The following is a 20,046-nucleotide window of genomic DNA, read 5'->3' as shown; positions in this document are numbered from 1 at the left end:
GTCACCTGTCGAAAGGCACCGGCATGACCCTCACCCGCAGACGGATGGCCACCGCGGCCGTCGCCGCCGTCCCGCTCGTCCTCGGCGCCGCCGGCACCGCCGGGGCCGCCGCCCCCCGCCCCCGCACCCTCCACATCGCGGGCGACTCCACCGCCGCCCCGAAGTACGCCGACGCCGCCCCCGAGACCGGGTGGGGCATGGCCCTGCCGTTCTTCCTGCGGCGGGACCTGGCCGTCGCCAACCACGCCGTGAACGGCCGCAGTTCGAAGAGCTTCGTCGACGAGGGACGGCTCGACGCGATCCTCGACGTGATCCGGCCCGGCGACTTCCTCCTCGCCCAGTTCGCGCACAACGACGAGAAGGCCACCGACCCCTCCCGGTACACCGAGCCCTGGACGACGTACCAGGAGTACCTGCGCCGGTACGTCGACGGCGCCCGGGCCCGGGGGGCGCGGCCCGTGCTCGCCACGCCCGTGGAGCGGCGCCGGTTCGACGCGGAGGGCATCGCCGTGCCGAGCCACGGCGAGTACCCGGCGGCGATGCGGGCGCTGGCCGCCGAGGAGGGCGTGGCCCTGCTGGACGTCCAGGCACTGTCGCTGGAGCTGTGGCAGCGGCTCGGCGTGGAGGCCACCAAGGCGTACTTCAACTGGACGCCCGCCGAGCAGGACAACACGCACTTCAACCCGCCGGGCGCGATCGAGGTGGCCCGGCTGGTCGCCCGGGAGTTGCTGCGCACGCGGGTGCTGGCGCCCCGGGACGTGCGCCGGCTGGACGAGGAGATCCCCGCGTCCTGGATCGACTGGCCGGCACCGGCCACCGCCTGACCCCCCGACCGCGAGAAGGAGAGCCGCACCGTGAACGGATCTGTGTGTCATGCCCATGTAATAAGGAAGGGTGTGGTGCTGGCCGGCTGCACCGCCCTCGTGCTGGCCCTGACCGGCACCGCCGCCCAGGCCCGGGACGGCGCCCGCGACCCCGCCCGCCAGACCCTCCCGGCGAACGACGGCTGGGCCTCCCACGGCACCGGCACCACCGGCGGTGCCGCCGCCGACGCCGAGCACGTGTACACCGTCACCACCTGGGACGGGTTCAAGGCCGCCCTCGCCGCCGGCGGCAGCGCACCGAAGATCATCAAGGTGAAGGGCACCATCGACGCGGCCGCCGACGGCTGCGACGCCTTCGCCGTGCCCGGCTACGACTTCGACGCCTACCTGGAGAAGTACGCACCCGAGAAGTGGGGCCTGGACACCGACCTGAGCGGCGAGCCCGCCGACAGCCCCGAGGGCCTGCGCCGCGCCTCCGCCGCCCGCCAGGACCGGGCCATCAAGGCGAACGTCCCCGCCAACACCACGATCATCGGCGTCGGCCGCGGCGCCGGCTTCAAGGGCGCCAGCCTCCAGATCAAGGGCGTGGACAACGTCATCGTCCGCAACCTCACCTTCGAGAGCCCCCTGGACTGCTTCCCGCAGTGGGACCCCACCGACGGCAGCAAGGGCAACTGGAACTCCGAGTACGACAGCGCCGTCGTGTACGGCTCCACCCACGTCTGGCTGGACCACAACACCTTCACCGACGGCGAGCACCCCGACCGCGCGGCACCGACCTACTTCGGCATGCTCTACCAGCAGCACGACGGCCAGCTGGACGTCGTGCGCGGCGCCGACCACGTCACCGCCTCCTGGAACGTCTTCGCCGACCACGACAAGACCATCCTGATCGGCAACAGCGACGGCGAGTCCGCCGCCGCCGTCGACCGCGGGCACCTGAAGGTCACCTTCCACCACAACCTGTTCGAGAACCTCGTCGAGCGCGCGCCCCGCATCCGCTTCGGCCAGGTCGACTCGTACAACAACCACTTCGTGGCCGACGCGTCGTACTCCTACAGCTTCGGCATCGGCAAGGAGTCCCGGCTCGTCGCCGAGCACAACGCCTTCACGCTGCCCGAGGGGATCAGTCCCGCGAAGGTCCTGAAGAAGTGGAGCGAGGCGCCGGTCACCGCCGCGCACAACCGCGTCAACGGCCGCACCGTCGACCTGATCGCCGTGCACAACGCGGAGATCCCGCAGGAGACCCTCCAGTCGGGTGCGGGCTGGACCCCCACCCTGCGCACCACGGTCCACCCGGCCAAGGCGGTCCCCGCGATCGTCGGCCACGGCGCGGGCGCCGGCCGCCTGCGCTGACGCCGGGTCACCCCGACCGGGCCGGGGCGCCCGCACCGCCCCGGCCCACCGGCCCCGGCCACCGGTTCCACCGCCGGTCCCGCACCCGCGCACCCCCGAAGGAGCACACCCATGCACCGCCCTCCCCTCTCCCGCAGAAGCCTCCTCCTGGCCGGCGCCGGCGCCGGCGCCGCGCTCGGCCTCGCCGCCGTCCCCGCCGCGGCCCGTCCCCGCCCCTTCGGGCGGTACGGCTCCCCGGCCGCCCGGCTCACCCCCGGCACCCTGTACGTCGATCCGCACGGCCGCGGCGACTTCACCTCCGTCCAGGCCGCCGTGACCGCGGCGACCGGCAGCGGCCGGACCCTGGTGATCGCCCCCGGCACCTACCGGGAGACGGTCTCCGTCGACGCCGGCCGCACCGGGGCCACCTGGATCGGCGCCGGTGAGGACCCCCGCGACGTCGTGATCGTGTACGACAACGCGGCCGGCACCCCCAGGCCCGGCGGCGGCACGTACGGCACCAGCGGCTCGGCCACCGTCACCGTGCAGGCCGACGGCTTCACCGCCCACCGGATCACCTTCGCCAACGACTGGCTGCGCGCCGACCACCCCGGCACGACCGGCACCCAGGCCGTCGCCCTCAAGGTGCAGGGCGACCGCTCCGCCTTCCACCACTGCCGCTTCCTCGGCCACCAGGACACCCTGTACGCCGACACCCGCGACCTGGGCGCCTTCGCCCGCCAGTACTTCGCCCACTGCTACGCCGAGGGCGACGTCGACTTCGTCTTCGGCCGGGCCACCGCCGTCTTCGAGCACTGCCACTTCCGCACCCTGGACCGCACCGACCTGTCCGGCGCCCCCTACGGCTTCGTCTTCGCGCCCTCCACCGCGGGCGCCAACCCGCGCGGCTACCTGGTGACGAGGAGCCGCATCACCAGCGAGGCCCCCGACGGCTTCTACAAGCTGGCCCGTCCCTGGGTGCCCAGCTCCGATCCCACCGCCCACCCCATGCTCACCGTCCGCGACACCCACCTCGGCCCCGGCATCGACGCGGTCGCGCCCTACGCCAACATGCGCGACGCCCACCCCTGGCAGAGCATGCGCTTCGCGGAGTACCGCAACACCGGCCCCGGCGCCTCGATCACCGTCCCGGAGAACCGGCCCCAGCTCGACCGTGCCGAGGCGGCGGCGCACACCCGCGAGGCGTACCTGGGGGACTGGCGGCCCTATGCTCGCCGGTGACCTCCCCGGCTTCCATTGGGCGCTGAGGGACGAGCTGCGCTTCCCGCTCGCCTGGGGCACCTCGCCGATCCGCGACTTCGGCACCTGGCGGCGCGCCGCCCGCGCCAAGGTCGAGGAACTGCTCCTCGTCGACCGGCAGGACGGCACCCCGTACGCCCCGGAGTTCACCGACCGCGCGGAGGCCGACGGCTACACGCGGGAGCGGGTGACCGTCTCCCTCACCCGCTACGAACGCGTCCCCGGCGTCCTGCTCACCCCGCACGGCACCGGCCCCTTCCCGGCCGTCCTCCTCCTGCACGACCACGGCTCCCGGTTCGACATCGGCAAGGAGAAACTGGTCCGGCCCTGGTACGACGACACCCGCCTCGCCTCCGCCCGCCAGTGGACGCGGCAGTGCTACGGCGGGCGCTTCCTCGGCGACGAACTCGCCCGGCGCGGCCACGTGGTGCTCTGCCTGGACGCCCTCGGCTGGGGAGAGCGCGGCCCCCTCGTCTACGAGCGGCAGCAGGCACTGGCGAGCAACCTCTACCACCTCGGCAGTTCGCTCGCCGGTCTGCTGGCCCGCGAGGACGAGCGGGCCGCCGCCTTCCTCGCCGGGCTGGACCGGGTGGACGCCCGGCGGGTCGCGGCCCTCGGCTTCTCCCTGGGCGGCTACCGCGCCTGGCAGGCCGCCGCCCTCAGCGACGCCGTCACGGCCGCGGCGAGCGTGTGCTGGATGACCGGGCTGAAGGGGTTGACGGTGCCCGGCAACAACACCCTGCGCGGCCAGTCGGCGTTCCACATGCTCCACCCCGGGCTCGCCCGGTACCTGGACATCCCGGACGTGGCGTCCCTCGCCGCCCCCAAGCCGATGCTGTTCCTCAACGGCGGGCGGGACCCGCTGTTCACCCCCGAGGGCGTGCGGGCCGCGCACGCCAGGCTGCGCGCCGTGTGGGGCTCCCTCCACGCGGGGGAGCGGCTGCGCACGGAGCTGTGGCCGGCAGCCGGCCACGACTTCACCGTCCGCATGCAGGAGGAGGTCCTCGCCTGGCTGGACGCCGCTGCGTGACGCGGCCGCAACCCGGCCGCGGGCCACCGCCGCCCCGCCCGGGAGGCCGGCGGTTCTAGCCCTTCAGCGCCGCCTCCATCATCGCCTTGGCCACCGGCGCCGCCAGCCCGTTGCCGCTGACCTCGGAGCGGGCCGCGTCCGACTGCTCGACCAGGACCGCCACGGCGACCTCCTCGCCGGTGGAGTCCGAGGTGGCGTACGAGGTGAACCAGGCGTACGGCGTCTTGCTGTTGTTCTCGCCGTGCTGGGCCGTGCCCGTCTTGCCGCCGACGGTCGCGCCCGCGATCTGCGCGTTGGAGCCCGTGCCCTCCTCCACCACCGTCCGCATCGCCGACTCCAGCTGCTCGGCGGTGGCGGAACCGACGATCCGCTTCGTCTCCGCGCCGTCGTCGTAGTCCTCCAGCACGTCGCCGTTGCCGTCGGTGATCTGCGCCACCATGTGCGGGGAGACCAGCTCGCCGCCGTTGGCGAGGGCCGCGGAGACCATGGCCATCTGCAGCGGGGTCGCCGTCACGTCGAACTGGCCGATGCCCGTCAGGGCGGTCTCGGAGTCGTTCATGCCGGACGGGTAGACGCTGGGGTACGCGCGCACCGGCACGTCCTGCGTCTCGTCGTTGAACCCGAACTTCTCCGCCATCGCCCTCACCTTGTCCTGGCCCAGGGCGACCGCCATCTTGGCGAAGACGTTGTTGCAGGAGTACTGGAGCGCGGTGCGGATCGTGGCGTTCTCGCACGGGGCGCTGGGGTTCTCGTTGGTCAGGTCCCGGACCGTGCCCGGCAGCCGGTAGGGGTCGGGGCTGTCGGTGGGCTGGTCCACCGACGAGTACAGCCCGTCCTCCAGCGCCGCCGCCGCGACCACCAGCTTGAACGTCGAGCCCGGTGGCAGCGGCTGGCGCAGCGCCCGGTTGGTGAGCGGCTTGTCCGGGTCGGCGTTGAGCCGTTTCCACGCCGTCCCGGCGGTGTTGGCGTCGGTCAGCGCCGAGGGGTCGTACGACGGCGTCGAGACGACCGCGAGGATCCTGCCCGTCTTCGGGTCGATCGCGACGGCCGCGCCCTTCTTGCCCCCGAGCGCCTCGTACCCGGCCCGCTGCACGTCCGGGTCGATCGTCGTGACCACGTGGCCCGGGTCGGCCCGCTTTCCGGTGACCGTGTCCATCACGGTCTTCAGCCGGTTGTCCGTGCCGTTGAGCAGGTCGGCGTAGATGCCCTCCAGCTGGGTGGGCGCGTAGGCCTGCGAGGCGTAGCCCGTCACCGCCGCGTACAGCTCGCCGTTCCCGTACGTCCGCTTGTACGCGAGGTCGCCGCCCTCCGTCCGGGCCGAACCGGTGACCGCCTCCCCGGCCACGATGATGTCCCCCAGCGGCTCCGCGTACGTCTTGATCGCATTGCGCCGGTTGTCCTTGTCGTCCGCGAGTGCCTGGCCTTGGTAGAACTGCACCCAGGTCGCCCTGACCAGCAGGGCGAGCACCAGGAGCAGCGTGAAGACCGATGCGCGCCTGATCGTCGTGTTCATCCCGCCGACAGGACGAACGGACGAGGGTGGAACGTTCCCTTCCGGCCGGATTTCTCATCATCCGTTCATGGAAGCCGCCGGTGTCCGGGGTGTCCGGCCGGTCGCCCCGGAGGTGCCGCTCGGCCCTCCGGCGCCGGCGCGACCTCGTCGGTTCCCCGCACCGCGGGCCCGGGCGAACCCCCGCGTCCGGGCGGTGAGGCGGAACCCGCACTTCTCCGGCACCCGCCGCGCGCGTACAGCGGGCGCTCGGGCACCTCGGCCGGCAGGGCGCGCGGCGCCACCCGCGCCGGTCAGAGCCTCCGGGTCGCCAGCGTCAGCCGGTCACGCGCGTCGAACAGCGCGTCCTTCACCGTCTGCTCGTGCGCGGGCGTCAGCCGCGCCACCGGCACCGAGCAGCTGATCGCGTCCCGCGCGGGGGTGCGGTAGGGGATCGCCACGCCGAAGCAGCGCAGCCCCAGCGTGTTCTCCTCGCGGTCCACGGCGAAGCCCTGCTCCCGTACCTGGTGCAGCTCCTCGATGAGCTCCTCCCGGTCGGTGATGGTGTTCTCGGTCAGCGCCGGGAGCGTCTCGGGGAGCATCTTGCGGACCTGCTCGTCGGAGCAGGTGGCCAGGATCGCCTTGCCGAGGGAGGTGGAGTGCGCGGGCAGCCGGCGGCCGACCCGGGTGAAGGGCCGCAGGTAGTGCTGGGACTGGCGGGTGGCGAGGTAGACGACGTTGGTGCCGTCCAGGCGGGCGAGGTGGATGGTCTCGGTGGTGTCGTCCGAGAGGCGGTCCAGCGTCGGACGGGCCGCCGCGACCACCTCGTCGCCGTCGATGTAGGAGGTGCCCACCAGCAGCGCCCGTACGCCGATGCCGTACCGCGTGCCCGTCGCGTCCGTCTCCACCCAGCCCAGCTCCACGAGGGTGCGCAGCAGCATGTACAGGCTGGACTTGGGGTAGCCGACGGCCTCCTGGACCGCCGCCAGGGAGTGCATCCCGGGGCGCCCGGCGAAGTATTCGAGCAGTTCCACCGTCCGCACCGCGGACTTGACCTGCGCCCCGCCGCCTGTCTCGCCTGCCGCCATCGCCGTTGACCCCTTCGTTCGACGGGAAGCTGGAGATATAGTCTCCGAACAGCCATTCATCATCAGAGACAGCGTTCAGTATATCGAACGTCCCTGATGGATGACGTACATCCTGCGGCATGCATGCGACTCGCATGCGGCATCAGAGGGAGGGCCCGCGTGGCAGCAGCACCAGTCTGGAGTGTCGACCCCCGAACCGGGAAGCAGCGTGAACAGGTTGCGGTGGAGGCCACGGCCCAGGAGGTGGACGCCGCCGTCCGCGCCGCGCACGACGCGCGCGGCGCCCTCGCCGACCGCGGCGTCCGCGCGGCGTTCCTGCGCGCCGCGGCCGAGGAACTGGAGGCGGCCAAGGACGGCCTCGTCGAGACCGCCGACGCCGAGACCGCGCTCGGCACGGTCCGCCTGACCGGCGAACTCGCCCGCACCTGCTACCAGCTGCGGGCCTTCGCGGACATCGTCGACGAGGGCGCCTTCCTCGACGTGGTCATCGACCACCCCGACGACACCGCGACCCCGCCCGTCCCGGACCTGCGCCGCTACAAGGTGCCCCTCGGCGTCGTCGCCGTCTACTCCGCCTCCAACTTCCCCTTCGCCTTCTCCGTCCCCGGCGGCGACACCGCGAGCGCGCTCGCGGCGGGCTGCCCGGTCGTGGTCAAGGCCCACCCCGACCACCCGGCCCTGTCCGAGCAGGTCGCCGCGGTGCTGCGCCGGGCCGCCGCCCGGCACGGCGTCCCCGAGGCCGTCGTGGGTCTGGTGCACGGCTTCGAGGCGGGCATCGAGCTGATCAAGCACCCGCTGATCGCCGCGGCCGGCTTCACCGGCTCCGTCCGCGGCGGCCGCGCCCTCTTCGACGCGGCCGCCGCCCGCCCGGTCCCGATCCCCTTCCACGGCGAGCTGGGCTCCCTGAACCCGGTCGTCGTCACCGAGGCCGCCGCGGCCGAGCGCGCCGAGGAGATCGGCTCGGGGCTGGCCGGCTCCATGACGCTGGGCGTCGGCCAGTTCTGCGTGAAGCCCGGCCTGGTCCTCGTCCCCTCCGGCGACGCGGGCGACCGCCTGGTGAAGTCCCTGGCCGACGGTGTCGCCGGCACCGGCGCCGGGGTCCTCCTCGACCACCGCATGCGCGACAACTTCGTCGCCGGCGTCGCCGAGCGCGCCCAGCTGCCCGACGTCGAGGCGCCGGTGACCCCGGGCGCGGGCGACGAGCACACCGTCAGCGCCGGCTTCCTGGCCGTGCCGGCGAGCCGGCTGGCCGAGGAGGGCGAGCACGACCTGCTGCTGGAGGAGTGCTTCGGCCCGGTCACCGTGGTGGCCCGCTACGAGGACGAGGGCGAGGTCCGCTCCGTCCTCACCCGCCTGCCCGGCAACCTCACCGCGACCGTCCACCTCTCCGAGGGGGAGGCCGCGGGGCAGGGCCGGGGCGCCGAGATCCTCGCCGAGCTCACCCCGCTGGCCGGGCGCGTGCTCGTCAACGGCTGGCCCACCGGGGTCGCGGTGGCGCCCGCCCAGCACCACGGCGGCCCCTACCCGGCGACGACCTCCACGTCCACGTCGGTGGGCGGCACGGCCATCGAGCGGTGGCTGCGGCCGGTGGTCTACCAGAACGCGCCGGAGGCGCTGCTGCCGCCGGAGCTGCGGGACGACAACCCGCTGGGGCTGCCCCGGCGGTTCGACGGGCGGCTGGAGCGCTGACCCCCGCGGGGGCCCGGTCCGCCGGGCCCCCGTCGGGCCGCCTCCCGCCGGCCCGTTCCGCGCCCATCCGGTCCGCCGCACCGGACTCGCTCCGAGCGCCTGCCGCGCGCAGTACACCCGCCTGGCCACCCCCCGCCGTCTCCCGAGCCGTCCGGGAATGCCACCGGACGCTTGAACGTTCACCTACGGGCGCGGAGAGGTTCTCCGCGCCCGTACGATCCCCGGGAGAAGAGCCGAGACATGCGCGTCGAGATCTGGAGCGACATCGCCTGCCCCTGGTGCTACGTGGGCAAGGCCCGCTTCGACAAGGCGCTGGCGGCCTTCCCGCACCGCGACGGCGTCGAGGTGGTGCACCGCTCCTTCGAACTGGACCCCGGCCGCGCCAAGGACGACGTCCAGCCGGTGCTGACGATGCTCACCGCCAAGTACGGCATGAGCGAGGCCCAGGCCCAGGCCGGCGAGGACAACCTCGGGGCACAGGCCGCCGCCGAGGGCCTGCCGTACCGCACCCGCGGCCGGGACCACGGCAGCACCTTCGACATGCACCGCCTGCTGCACTTCGCCAAGACCGAGGGGAGGCAGGAGGCGCTCCTGGACGCCCTGTACCGGGCCAACTTCGCCGAGGAGCGGTCCGTCTTCGCCGACGACGAGCGGCTGGTCGAACTCGCCGCCGCCGCCGGGCTGGACGCCGGTGCCGCCCGCGCGGTGCTCGCCGACCCCGCCGCCTACGCCGACGACGTCCGCGCCGACGAGCGGGAGGCCGCCGAACTCGGCGCGCGGGGCGTTCCGTTCTTCGTCCTGGACCGGGCGTACGGCGTCTCCGGCGCCCAGCCCGTCGAGGTCTTCGCGCAGGCCCTCGGCCGGGCCTGGCAGGCGCGGTCCCCGCTGACGATGGTCGACGGCGGCGGCGACGCCTGCGGCCCCGACGGCTGCGCGGTGCCCGAGCGGGGCTGAACCCGCGGACGGAACGCCCCGTACAAGCCCCGCTGGGGGGGGAACGCGCGAGACGGAGGCATGGACCGGGGTCCCGGGAAGCCGCACAGTAAGGGCATGGAGACCTTCGACAGCCTCGTCCGCGCCGAGTTCGCCCCGAGGAACACCTACCTCAACACCGCCGCTCTGGGTCTGCTGCCCGCCCGCACCGTCGTCGCCATGCGGGACGCCATGGCGTCCGCGGCGGCGGGGGAGCCGTCCGACCTGTTCGCCGACGTGGAGGCGTCCCGGGCCGCCTTCGCCCGGATCGCCGGTGTCCCCGCCACCCGCGTCGCCGCCGGGGCGTCGGTCGCCGTCTACAGCGGCCTGATCGCGGCCTCGCTGCCCGCGGGCGCCGAAGTCCTCACCGCCGAGGGGGACTTCAGCTCCCTGGTCAACCCCTTCCACATGCGCGGCGACCTGAAGGTGCGGGCCGTGCCGCTGGAGCTGATCGCCGAGTCGGTCGGCCCGGACACCGCCCTCGTCGCCGTCAGCTCCGTACAGTCCGCCGACGGGCGGATCGCCGACCTGGCCGCGCTGCGCGACGCCGCCCGGGCGCACGGGGCGCGGACGCTCGTCGACGCCTCGCAGTCGGCCGGCTGGCTGCCGCTCGCCGCCGGCGACTTCGACTACGTCGCCGTGGTCGCCTACAAGTGGGTGTTCTGCCCCCGCGGCGTCGCCTTCCTCGTCGTTCCCGAGGACCTCGGCGGTCTGACGCCGCTGTTCGCGGGCTGGGCCGCCGGCGAGCGCCCCTGGGACAGCACCTACGGCCCGGTGGCCGAACTCGCCCGCTCGGCACGCCGGTACGACGAGAGCCCGGCGCTGCTGTCGTACACCGGCGCCCGGCAGTCCCTGGCACTGGTGGAGGAGCTCGGCGTGGACGCCGTGCACGCCCACGACCTCGCGCTCGCCGACCGGTTCCGCGACGGACTGGCCTCACTGGGCCACGAGCCGGTGGCCGCGCCCGGTTCGGCGATCGTCTCCGTGCCCGGCCTCGGCCACCGGCGGGAGGAGCTGGGCCGGGCCGGCATCCAGGTCTCCGACCGGGCGGGCAACCTGCGGGCCGCGTTCCACGTGTACAACACGGCGCAGGACGTCGACCGGCTGCTGGACGCCCTGTAGGGCGCCCCGTCCGCACGGCCGGGCCGGTGCCTCCGCGTCCCGCAGGGGGAAGGCACCGGCCCGGTGGCCGTCTCACACGCTCACCGCACCGGGGTGAAGTCCCGCGCCCCGATGAACTCCGGCCGCCGCACCGGCGCCGCGAACGGCTCCACCGCCGTGTTCTCCACGCTGTTGAACACGATGAAGACGTTGCTGCGCGGGAACGGCGTGATGTTGTCGCCCGAGCCGTGCATGGCGTTGCAGTCGAACCAGGTCGCCGACCCGGCCCTGCCGGTGAACAGCCTGATGCCGTACGCGGAGGCCATCTCGGTCAGCGCCTCGTCGGACGGCGTGCCCGCGTCCTGCATCTGCAGCGACTTCTTGTAGTTGTCCTTCGGCGTGGCGCCCGCACAGCCGAGGAACGTCTTGTGCGACCCCGGCATGATCATGAGCCCGCCGTTGGTGTCGTGGTTCTCGGTCAGCGCGATCGACACCGACACCGTGCGCATGCGGGGCAGCCCGTCCTCGGCGTGCCAGGTCTCGAAGTCCGAGTGCCAGTAGAACCCGCTGGCGCCGAAGCCCGGCTTGACGTTGATCCGCGACTGGTGGACGTACACGTCCGAGCCGAGGATCTGCCGCGCCCGGCCCACGACCCGCTCGTCGCGCACCAGGCCCGCGAAGACCTCGCTGATCCTGTGGACCTCGAAGACGGACCGGATCTCCTTCGACTTCGGTTCGACGATCGAGCGCTCGTCGGCGCGGATCCCCGGGTCGCTCACCAGCCGGTCCAGCTCCCGCCGGTAGACGTCCACCTCGTCCGGGCCGATGAGCTGGTCGACGGCGAGGAAGCCGTCGCGCTCATAGGACAGCAGGTCGGCCGGCGCGATCGGGCCGGGCGTGTCCGGGGCGCCCCAGACCACCGGGTCCTGCCGGGGGACGGACACCTCCGCGGTGCCGCGGCTGGGGTAGAGGTCGGTGACGGTCGCGGTCGTGGTCACGGTGACTCACACCTCCTCGGTGAGCAGGGGGTAGACGCCGTTCTCGTCGTGGTCCTCCCGTCCGGTCACGGGCGGGTTGAAGACGCAGATGCAGTGGAAGTCCTCCTTGACCTTGAGCGTGTGCCGCTCGTGGCCGTCGAGGAGGTACATGGTCCCCGGGGTGATGTGGTACGTCTCCCCGGTCTCGCGGTCGGTCAGCTCGGCGTCGCCCTTGGTGCAGACGACGGCCTCGATGTGGTTCGCGTACCACATGTCCGTTTCCGTACCCGCGTACAGGATCGTCTCGTGCAGGGAGAAGCCGACCTTCTCCTTGGCGAGGACGATGCGCTTGCTCTCCCAGGTGCCGGACGCGGCCTTCACGTGCCGGTCGGTGCCTTCGATCTCCTTGAACGAACGGACGATCACGGTGCTGCGATGCCTCCTAGGTGGGGGATACGTGGGGGTGCGCGGTCGGGGACCGGGGTTCAGGCGGTCTCGCGGACCGCGCGGGCGAGGGTCTCCATCCCCTCGTCCAGCTCCTCGGGCGTGATGGTGAGGGCCGGGAGCAGCTTGACGACCTCGCTCTCGGGGCCGGACGTCTCGATCAGCAGGCCGAGTTCGAAGGCGCGCCGGGCGACGCGGCCCGCCCGCTCCTTGTCGTGGAACTCCAGGCCCCACACCAGGCCGCGGCCCCGGTACTCCTTGACGTCGGCGAGGTTCTCCTCGGTGATGGCGATCAGGCCCTGCTCGACCTGCTCGCCGCGCGTGCGGGTCTGCTTCTCCATCGCCGCGCCGTCGGCCCAGTAGGCGCCGAGCGCGGCGGTGGCGGTGACGAACGCGGGGTTGTTGCCGCGGAAGGTGCCGTTGTGCTCGCCCGGCTCCCACACGTCCAGCTCGGGCTTGAACAGGCACAGCGACATGGGCAGTCCGTAGCCGCTGATCGACTTGGAGACGGTGACGATGTCCGGCGTGATGCCGGCCTCCTCGAAGGAGAAGAACGCGCCGGTGCGGCCGCAGCCCATCTGGATGTCGTCGACGATCAGCAGCATGTCCCGCCGCTCGCACAGCTCGGCGAGGGAGCGCAGCCACTCGGGCCGGGCGACGTTGATGCCGCCCTCGCCCTGCACGGTCTCGACGATCACGGCGGCCGGGTGGTTGAGGCCCGAGCCCTGGTCCTCCAGGAGCCGTTCGAACCACAGGAAGTCCGGCACCCGGCCGTCGAGGTAGTGGTCGAAGGGCATCGGCGTGCCGTGCACCAGCGGGACACCGGCGCCGGCCCGCTTGAAGGCGTTGCCGGTCACGGCGAGCGAGCCCAGCGACATCCCGTGGAAGGCGTTGGTGAACGACACGATCGACTCGCGCCCCTTCACCTTCCGGGCCAGCTTCAGCGCGGCCTCCACGGCGTTGGTGCCGGTCGGCCCCGGGAACATGACCTTGTACGGCAGGTCGCGGGGGCGCAGGACGAAGTCCTGGAAGGATTCCAGGAAGGCGCGTTTGGCGGTGGTCGACATGTCGAGCCCGTGTGTGACGCCGTCCCGCTCCAGGTAGTCGATCAGCGCCCGTTTCAGGACCGGGTTGTTGTGGCCGTAGTTGAGTGAGCCGGCGCCGGCGAAGAAGTCCAGGTACGCGCGGCCGTCCTCGTCGTACATGCGGCTGCCCTGCGCGCGGTCGAAGACGGTGGGCCAGCCGCGGCAGTAGCTGCGCACCTCGGACTCCACGGTCTCGAAGACGCTCAGGTCGGGCTGGGTGATGGTCACGTCGGATCGCTCCTCGTCGGGTGAGGGTCGGTGGGAGGAAGCCCGGCACGGACGAAGGGGAACCGGTGCGATGCCGGGGTGAAGGGGGGACTGGGTACGACGGATCAGAAGGAGGAGGCGGACAGGGGGCCGATGCGGTACAGGACCTCGGGCTCGTGCGGGCCGTCGGGGAACAGGGCCGTGCCGAACAGCTCCTCGCGCTCCAGCCGGGCGCCGTGACGCTCGGCGAACGAGGTGAACAGCCGCTCGGAGGCGGTGTTGCCCGGCGTGATGGTGGTCTCCACGGCGGACAGCCCGCGCTCCGCGACGGTCCGCGCGGCCAGCCCGTCGAGCAGCGCGGCGGCGATCCCGCGCCCGCGACGGGCCTCGTCCACCGCCACCTGCCACACCAGCAGCGTGTCGGGGCGGTCCGGCCGCACGTAGCCGGTGACGAAGCCGACCGCCTCCCCGCGCTCGTCACGGGCGACGGCCGACGTGGCGGCGAAGTCCCGGCACCACAGCAGATAGCTGTACGACGAGTTCAGGTCGAGGACCTTCGAATCCCTGGCCATCCGCCACAGCGCGGCTCCGTCCGCCACCGTCGGAGAGTCGATCTGCAGGTCTGCTTGTGCGGCAGTCATGCGAAATGAATTTACCCAGCGGAAAATGAAATCGCATCGCCGGGCGGGGTTACGTACAGGCGCGTTTCGTGTTATCGCGCGGGCGTGACGCCTGCGCGACGAGCCGGATATATGGGGTGTTCTGTCCGGAAATTAACGGGCAAAACGAACGCTATGTGTAACGCGTCACACGCGCGCCGCCTTCACAAGATCCGCCCGGACCGCGTCGATCGGTGTTCACCTAATCCACGCGTTTAGCCTCGGGAGGAGTGGGCAGGAGAAGACGGGAAGCTACCCCGAAAAGAATTGTGGAATTGTGCTCCGGGTGAATTCCGAAATTGCCGTGAATTCGGTGTGGCCGGGCCTACTTCCAGGCCTCCTCCACGGCCCGCCGGGCGGATTCCAGGTCCACGTCCAGCCCCTGCTCGGCCAGCGCCGAGCCCAGCGCCGCCAGACTGCCCTGCACGGCCCCGGGCGTGGCGTCCGGCCCGTAGTGGTTCACGCGGATCATCTCCGCGGCCAGCGCGCCCCCGCCCGCCGCCAGCGGCAGCGCGGGGTCGGACCGCAGGGCCCGCGCCACCAGCTCCGAGGCGACCACCCCCGAGGGGGTCCGCAGCGTGGTGGCGACCGGCGCCGCGTCCCGGGCGTCGTACACGTACGGCTCCAGGCCGCCGCCCAGCGCGAGCGCCCCGGCCCGGGTGGCCGCCGCGGCCGACGCGTGCCGCGCCATCACCGACTCCAGCCCCTCGGCCTCGATCCGCTCCACGCACGCCTCCAGCGCCAGCATCTCCAGCTGCGCCGGCGCGTGCGGCAGTGCCCTGCGCCCGCCGTCGATCCAGCGCTCCTTCCAGTCCAGCAGGGAGAGGTAGGAGCGGCGCGGTGCCCGAGGGTTGGCCGCCATCCGGGCCCACGCCCGCTGACTCACCGACACCGCCGACACCCCGGCGGGACCGCCCATCGCCTTCTGCGCCCCGATCACGCACAGGTCCACGCCCCACGCGTCCGGCAGCACCGGCTCGGCCCCGACGGAGGCGACCGCGTCCAGGTAGAACAGCGCGCCGTGCTCCCGCACCACCTCGCCGATCTCCGCGACCGGGTTGGTGTTGCCGGTGGCCGCCTCCGCGTGCACCAGGGAGACGAAGTCGATCTCCGGATGCGCGGCGAGGGCCTGGCGGACCTGGTCGGCGGTGACCGCCGTGTGGAACGGGACGGCGAGGTCGTGCACCGTGGCCCCGCAGTCCCGCAGCCAGTCGCCGAAGGTCCGGCCGTACGGCCCGGTGATCACGTTCAGCGCGGTGGTGCCGGGACCGGCCGTCCCGCGGATCGCGCCCTCCAGCGGCAGCAGTGCCTCGCCCTGCATGATCACGACTTCCTGAGCGGTGCCGAGCAGCCGCGCCACCCGGTCCTCGATCGAGGCGAAGCGGTCGGCGCTCAAGGGGGCGAGGTCCAGGAAGGGGTGGGTCACGGCGGTGCTCTCTTCGCTCACGGCAGGTGGTGCGGAAACGGACGGGTCCGAGACTAGCCGCAGCCCGCGGCGCCCCCGCGGCCGGACGTCCGGGACCGGCCCTTCCGGCACCCCCTCACCCACCGTCTGACCGGCCGTTCCCTGTCCGGTCGTGTGCTCGGTCCGGTGCGAACGGCGTCCTGGATCGGGTGACCTGCTCCAGGGCGGCGGCCATCAACGCCTGGTAGTCCACCGGCAACACCCCGACCCCGGCCGCGTCGTCCCGGTGGGGCACCGCCCGGCGCGGCCCCACCGGCTTCCGCCGCGGCACGACGGCCGCGGCGGGCGCCTCCTCCTCGGCCGGCGCGTTCACGGACCCGGCAGCGCGGGAGTTCATGGATGACCTGATCGGTGCCGTCGTCTCGCCAGGCGGCGAAGTGGTGGTACGTCGCGTTCCTGGGCGGCGGGTCGTGCGGGGGATAAGCCCACTGGCAGCCGGTTCGCCCCTGGTGGAGGATCGCGTTCACGATCTTCCGCATGCCGTAGGCGCCCTGGTGGCCGCTGACCGAGCGGTGCCGGTCCTTCCACGTGGTGATCGCCGGTTCGATCGATGACCACTGCTCGTCCGGCAAGTCACTCGGGTACGGCTTGCGTTCACTCACCCGGTCACATCACCAGATCAGCACCCATGGACCGGCGGATTCCGCCCTGCCGCCACACCACCAGGCGACAGCAGGACCACCCAAAGACTCACGAACCGCCCGCTTGGACGCCGTTGCGCTTGGCGAGGGGATGGCTGCAGGGGCGTCGCGTCCAGGAGGAGGGGCTTCGATGAGGGGCCGGGCGGTCCCGCCGGCTCGCTCCGCACCGTGGGCCTCAGGTGGTGGTGAGCGGGAGGCTTGCAAGCATGTATTGCAACGATCGATTCAAAATAGCTAAGCTGGCGGCATGGCCCGACCGCGGATGTTCGACGAGGAACGGGCCCTGGACGCGGCGATGCATACGTTCTGGGAGAAGGGCTACGAGGCCACTTCCACCCAGGACCTGTGTGAAGCCACCGGGCTGGGGCGCAGCAGCATTTACAACACGTTCAAGAGCAAGCACGACCTGTTCGAGCGTGCGCTGGCCCATTACATCGACACCATGACCACCGCCCAGCTGGCCGTCCTGGAGGACACGCGGCGCCGTGCCGCCGACCGCATCCGCGGCCTGTTCGCCATGGTCATCGACGGCGAGGCCGAGCGCCGTGTCGGCGGCCGCGGCCTTGGTTGCCTGACCGTGAACACCACAGTCGAACTAGCCGCTCGCGACAGCCGGGCGGCGGAACTGCTGGAGCGCGACACGGCCCGCAGGCTCGCGGCGCTGCGCGCGGTGATCGAGGAAGGCCGCCGTGACGGCAGCATCACCTCCCGGCGGGAGGCCGGAGCGCTGGCCCGCTTCGTCAACGCGGCGATCGGAGGCATGCGCATCTCCAGCCAGGGCGGGGCCGACCGGACCGCATTGGAGTCGATCGCCGAAGTCGCCCTCGACGCACTGACCCACTGACCCGCGCGCCACCCGGGCGATGCCTACACATGTCCATGTTTTGAACTGACCAATCCATAACCCTTCGTCACCACGCCACCCGGCCCCCACGCCGGGTGGCGTCCACCCCGAGGAGACAAGACCGTGCCCCGTGCCGTGTACGTCCTGGCACTCGGCATCTTCGCCATGGTGACCAGCGAGTTCGTGGTCGCCGGACTGATGCCGCAGATGGCCGACGGCCTGAACGCGACCATCCCGCAGATCGGATACCTCATCACCGCGTTCGCGGTGGCCATGGCGGCCGGCGGGCCGTTCCTCACCGTGGCTCTCATAAAACTTATGCCGCGGACGGCACTGATGGCGCTGTTCGCCATCTTCCTGGCGGGTAACCTCCTGGCTGCCACCGCGACCGGCTACTCCACGATGATGGCCGCGCGGATCATCACCGGCATCGCCTCACAGGCCTTCTTCGGCGTGGGCATCTCGATGTGCGCCCAGATCACCCGCCCCGAGATCCGCGGCCGTGCGATCGCCGTCGCGATGAACGGCCTCATGCTCGGCACCCTGCTCGGACTGCCCGTCTCCACCCTGGTCGGCGAGCGCTTCGGGTGGCGCGCGGCGTTCTGGACCATCGGCCTCATCGCCGTGATCGCCGCCGTGGCCACCTGGTTCGGCGTGCCCCGCATCGAGCGCGCCATGGGCGGCGGCGGCTTCCGGCAGGAGGTCGGCGTCTTCAAGAAGCCCAAGCTGTGGCTGGTGCTGTCCACCAGCACGCTCATCATCGGCGCCACCTTCTCCGCCTTCAGCTACTTCAACCCCATCCTCACCGACCTCACCGGCTTCTCCACCGGCACCATCCCCCTCCTGCTGATCGCCTACGGCGCCGCCACCGTCGTCGGCAACAACATCGTCGGCCGCTTCGCCGACCGCCACACCAACCCTGTCCTCGCCATCGGCCTCGCTCTCAACGCCGTGTTTCTGACCGGCTTCGCCATCCTCGCCGACCTGCCCGTGCCGGCCGTCATCTGCATGATGGGCATCGGCCTGGTCGGCGTCACCATGAACCCGGCCATGGTGACCCGCGTCCAGCGCACCGGAAACGCCGGCCCGCTGGTCAACACCGTCCACTCCTCCTTCATCACCCTCGGCATCATCCTCGGCTCCTCCACCGGGGCCGTCGCTATCGACGCCTGGGGGCTGCGCGCCCCGCTCTGGCTCGGCGCGGCCATGGCACTGCTGGGCCTGGCCACAGTCCTGCCCGAGCTCGCCCGCCGCTCCGCCCCCGCAACAGGCCTTGCCTCTCCGCGCCCTGCCGAGCAGACAGAACGAGTGTGAGCCATTGCGTCACCCGGCAAGGCGGCGGTAGCAGATGACGGCCACGGCAATGCGGTGAAGGCGAGGAAGTGCTCGGCCTTGCGCTCGTAACGGCGGTGCAACCGACGGAAGCCGCCCGGCCGGCTCACGGTGCGCTCACCAGTCCACCGGTGTCCCCCCGGCCGAGTCCGTCCAGCACCAGCCGGTGCGGCTTGGCCCAGGCCCGAGCCCTGCTCCACTCGGTGAACCGTCGGTACACGGTCGACCAGGACGGTCCGAACGTCTCCGGAGTCCGTCGCCAGGTACAGCCGGAGGTAGCCACGGACATGATTGCTGCCAAAACCCCCCGGTCGCCGTAGCACCGGTCCGGCCACCGCCTTGTGGCCGGACCGGTGCTACCGGCACCACGCGCTGGCACAACTCCCACAGCCCATCGGGGACCAAACGTTCCACGATCGTCACGGATACGCGGACCACCGATCACACCAATTGCAACTACCTCTAAGGTGCGGGACATGAGCGATCGCGCGGTGCTGCACGTGAAGGGGCGGGTGCTCGTCGGGCCGGAGGACGTCCGCGACGAGCTGTGGGTGGTCGGCGGCCGGATCTCGTACGACCGTCCCGCCGCGGCCGGAGACGTCCGCACCGTCGAGGGCTGGGCGCTGCCCGGCCTGGTCGACGCGCACTGCCACGTCGGCCTCGACCGGCACGGCGCGGTCGAGCGGGACGTCGCCGAGAAGCAGGCGCTGACCGACCGCGACGCGGGCACCCTCCTGATCCGCGACGCGGGCTCGCCCTCCGACACCCGCTGGACCGACGCCCGCGAGGACCTCCCGAAGATCATCCGGGCCGGCCGGCACATCGCCCGCACCCGCCGCTACATCCGCAACTACGCCTGGGAGATCGAGCCGGAGGAGCTCGTCGCGTACGTCGCCCGGGAGGCCCGGCGCGGCGACGGCTGGGTGAAGCTGGTCGGCGACTGGATCGACCGCGACCTCGGCGACCTGTCGGCCTGCTGGCCCCGCGAGGCGGTCCGGGCGGCCATCGCCGAGGCCCACCGCCTGGGCGCCCGCGTCACCGCCCACTGCTTCGCCGAGGACTCCCTGCGCGACCTGGTCGAGGCCGGCATCGACTGCGTCGAGCACGCCACCGGCCTGACGGACGACACCATCCCCCTGTTCGCCGAGCGGGGCGTCGCCATCGTCCCCACCCTCGTCAACATCGCCACCTTCCCGCGGCTCGCCGACGGCGGAGAGGCCAGGTTCCCCCGCTGGTCGGCCCACATGCGCCGACTGCACGAGCGCCGCTACGACACCGTGCGCAGCGCCTACGACGCCGGCATCCCCGTCTTCGTCGGCACCGACGCGGGCGGCGCCCTCCCGCACGGCCTGGCGGCGGCCGAGGTCGCGGAACTCGTCACCGCCGGCATCCCCCCGCTGCGGGCGCTGTCGGCGACGACCTGGGCCGCCCGGGAGTGGCTGGGCCGCCCCGGCCTGGAGGAGGGCGCCCCGGCGGACCTGGTGGTCTACGACGAGGACCCGCGCGCGGACGTGCGCGTGCTCGCCGCTCCGCGCCGGGTGGTGCTGAACGGGCGGATCGTCGGGTAGCCGACGCGCGTGGCGCCGGGGAGCACCCGTGCCGCT

17 protein-coding genes and 3 pseudogenes are annotated in these 20,046 nt (G+C 72.5%); 10 read left to right on the top strand and 10 right to left on the bottom strand.

The genetic code is table 11. The features are described 5' to 3' along the window. Nucleotides 1-23: 23 nt before the first annotated feature. The 4 genes from ACSU6Z_RS06125 to ACSU6Z_RS06110 all read left to right on the top strand — a co-directional run bounded on the left by ACSU6Z_RS06125 (nt 24) and on the right by ACSU6Z_RS06110 (nt 4,449). Nucleotides 24-824, top strand: a complete 801-nt coding sequence (locus ACSU6Z_RS06125) for a rhamnogalacturonan acetylesterase (RefSeq protein ID WP_437043621.1) — start codon at nt 24-26, stop codon at nt 822-824. Nucleotides 825-854: 30 nt separating this feature from the next. Next, the gene (locus tag ACSU6Z_RS06120; RefSeq protein ID WP_437043620.1) at nt 855-2,180 is read left to right on the top strand and encodes a pectate lyase family protein; all 1,326 of its coding nucleotides are present in this window, start codon (nt 855-857) and stop codon (nt 2,178-2,180) included. Nucleotides 2,181-2,291: 111 nt separating this feature from the next. Beyond that, the gene (locus ACSU6Z_RS06115) at nt 2,292-3,401 is read left to right on the top strand and encodes a pectinesterase family protein (protein WP_437043618.1); all 1,110 of its coding nucleotides are present in this window, start codon (nt 2,292-2,294) and stop codon (nt 3,399-3,401) included. Continuing rightward, nucleotides 3,388-4,449: a dienelactone hydrolase family protein gene (locus ACSU6Z_RS06110; RefSeq protein ID WP_437043616.1), complete on the top strand. Its 1,062-nt coding sequence runs from the start codon at nt 3,388-3,390 to the stop codon at nt 4,447-4,449. The genes ACSU6Z_RS06115 and ACSU6Z_RS06110 overlap by 14 nt, the downstream gene beginning before the upstream one ends. A 55-nt stretch (nt 4,450-4,504) precedes the next feature. On the opposite strand, the gene ACSU6Z_RS06105 is transcribed toward ACSU6Z_RS06110, so the two are convergent. Both ACSU6Z_RS06105 and ACSU6Z_RS06100 read right to left on the bottom strand, forming a co-directional pair. After that, nucleotides 4,505-5,962, bottom strand: a complete 1,458-nt coding sequence (locus tag ACSU6Z_RS06105) for a peptidoglycan D,D-transpeptidase FtsI family protein (protein ID WP_437043614.1) — start codon at nt 5,960-5,962, stop codon at nt 4,505-4,507. Between the two features lie 290 nt (nt 5,963-6,252). Next, nucleotides 6,253-7,026, bottom strand: a complete 774-nt coding sequence (locus ACSU6Z_RS06100; protein WP_437043612.1) for an IclR family transcriptional regulator — start codon at nt 7,024-7,026, stop codon at nt 6,253-6,255. Between the two features lie 159 nt (nt 7,027-7,185). Between ACSU6Z_RS06100 and ACSU6Z_RS06095 the strand changes: the two genes are divergently transcribed. From ACSU6Z_RS06095 to ACSU6Z_RS06085, 3 genes are all read left to right on the top strand, one after another. Continuing rightward, on the top strand, nt 7,186-8,715 hold the full coding sequence (locus ACSU6Z_RS06095; RefSeq protein ID WP_437043611.1) for an aldehyde dehydrogenase (NADP(+)): 1,530 nt from the start codon (nt 7,186-7,188) through the stop codon (nt 8,713-8,715). A gap of 240 nt (nt 8,716-8,955) precedes the next feature. Beyond that, entirely contained in the window at nt 8,956-9,669 is a 714-nt protein-coding gene (locus tag ACSU6Z_RS06090; protein ID WP_437043610.1) for a DsbA family oxidoreductase, read from the top strand. Between the two features lie 96 nt (nt 9,670-9,765). Further along, nucleotides 9,766-10,809, top strand: a complete 1,044-nt coding sequence (locus ACSU6Z_RS06085; RefSeq protein WP_437043608.1) for an aminotransferase class V-fold PLP-dependent enzyme — start codon at nt 9,766-9,768, stop codon at nt 10,807-10,809. A gap of 80 nt (nt 10,810-10,889) precedes the next feature. Here ACSU6Z_RS06085 and thpD read toward each other — a convergent pair whose 3' ends face one another. From thpD to ACSU6Z_RS06050, 7 genes and pseudogenes are all read right to left on the bottom strand, one after another. Next, entirely contained in the window at nt 10,890-11,786 is an 897-nt protein-coding gene (thpD, locus tag ACSU6Z_RS06080) for an ectoine hydroxylase (protein ID WP_437043606.1), read from the bottom strand. 6 nt (nt 11,787-11,792) lie between these two features. Next, nucleotides 11,793-12,191, bottom strand: coding sequence for an ectoine synthase (locus ACSU6Z_RS06075; RefSeq protein ID WP_437043604.1), 399 nt, complete (start codon nt 12,189-12,191; stop codon nt 11,793-11,795). 59 nt (nt 12,192-12,250) lie between these two features. Continuing rightward, a complete protein-coding gene (gene ectB / locus ACSU6Z_RS06070) occupies nt 12,251-13,522 on the bottom strand; it encodes a diaminobutyrate--2-oxoglutarate transaminase (protein ID WP_437043603.1) in 1,272 nt (423 codons plus the stop codon). Between the two features lie 104 nt (nt 13,523-13,626). Continuing rightward, the gene (gene ectA / locus ACSU6Z_RS06065) at nt 13,627-14,142 is read right to left on the bottom strand and encodes a diaminobutyrate acetyltransferase (protein WP_437043601.1); all 516 of its coding nucleotides are present in this window, start codon (nt 14,140-14,142) and stop codon (nt 13,627-13,629) included. Between the two features lie 343 nt (nt 14,143-14,485). Then, nucleotides 14,486-15,586: a pyridoxal-phosphate-dependent aminotransferase family protein gene (locus ACSU6Z_RS06060; RefSeq protein ID WP_437043598.1), complete on the bottom strand. Its 1,101-nt coding sequence runs from the start codon at nt 15,584-15,586 to the stop codon at nt 14,486-14,488. Nucleotides 15,587-15,782: 196 nt separating this feature from the next. After that, nucleotides 15,783-15,962, bottom strand: a pseudogene (locus tag ACSU6Z_RS06055) (hypothetical protein); the annotation flags it as partial. Further along, nucleotides 15,921-16,227: pseudogene (locus ACSU6Z_RS06050) on the bottom strand (transposase); the annotation flags it as partial. The pseudogenes ACSU6Z_RS06055 and ACSU6Z_RS06050, both read right to left, overlap by 42 nt. Before the next feature lie 286 nt (nt 16,228-16,513). Here ACSU6Z_RS06050 and ACSU6Z_RS06045 point away from each other — a divergent pair. Then, nucleotides 16,514-17,110, top strand: a complete 597-nt coding sequence (locus ACSU6Z_RS06045; protein WP_437043596.1) for a TetR/AcrR family transcriptional regulator — start codon at nt 16,514-16,516, stop codon at nt 17,108-17,110. 123 nt (nt 17,111-17,233) lie between these two features. Next, the gene (locus ACSU6Z_RS06040; protein ID WP_437043595.1) at nt 17,234-18,424 is read left to right on the top strand and encodes an MFS transporter; all 1,191 of its coding nucleotides are present in this window, start codon (nt 17,234-17,236) and stop codon (nt 18,422-18,424) included. A gap of 151 nt (nt 18,425-18,575) precedes the next feature. Here ACSU6Z_RS06040 and ACSU6Z_RS06035 read toward each other — a convergent pair. Continuing rightward, nucleotides 18,576-18,865: pseudogene (locus ACSU6Z_RS06035) on the bottom strand (transposase); the annotation flags it as partial. A gap of 53 nt (nt 18,866-18,918) precedes the next feature. Here ACSU6Z_RS06035 and ACSU6Z_RS06030 point away from each other — a divergent pair. Beyond that, on the top strand, nt 18,919-20,010 hold the full coding sequence (locus ACSU6Z_RS06030) for an amidohydrolase family protein (protein WP_437043593.1): 1,092 nt from the start codon (nt 18,919-18,921) through the stop codon (nt 20,008-20,010). The last annotated feature ends 36 nt before the right edge of the window (nt 20,011-20,046 follow it).

The sequence above is a fragment of the Streptomyces sp. enrichment culture genome (assembly GCF_964273145.1).
Taxonomy (GTDB): domain Bacteria; phylum Actinomycetota; class Actinomycetes; order Streptomycetales; family Streptomycetaceae; genus Streptomyces.
The sequence above is the reverse complement of the archived record's forward strand: the minus strand, read 5'-3'. Positions and strand labels throughout refer to the sequence as shown.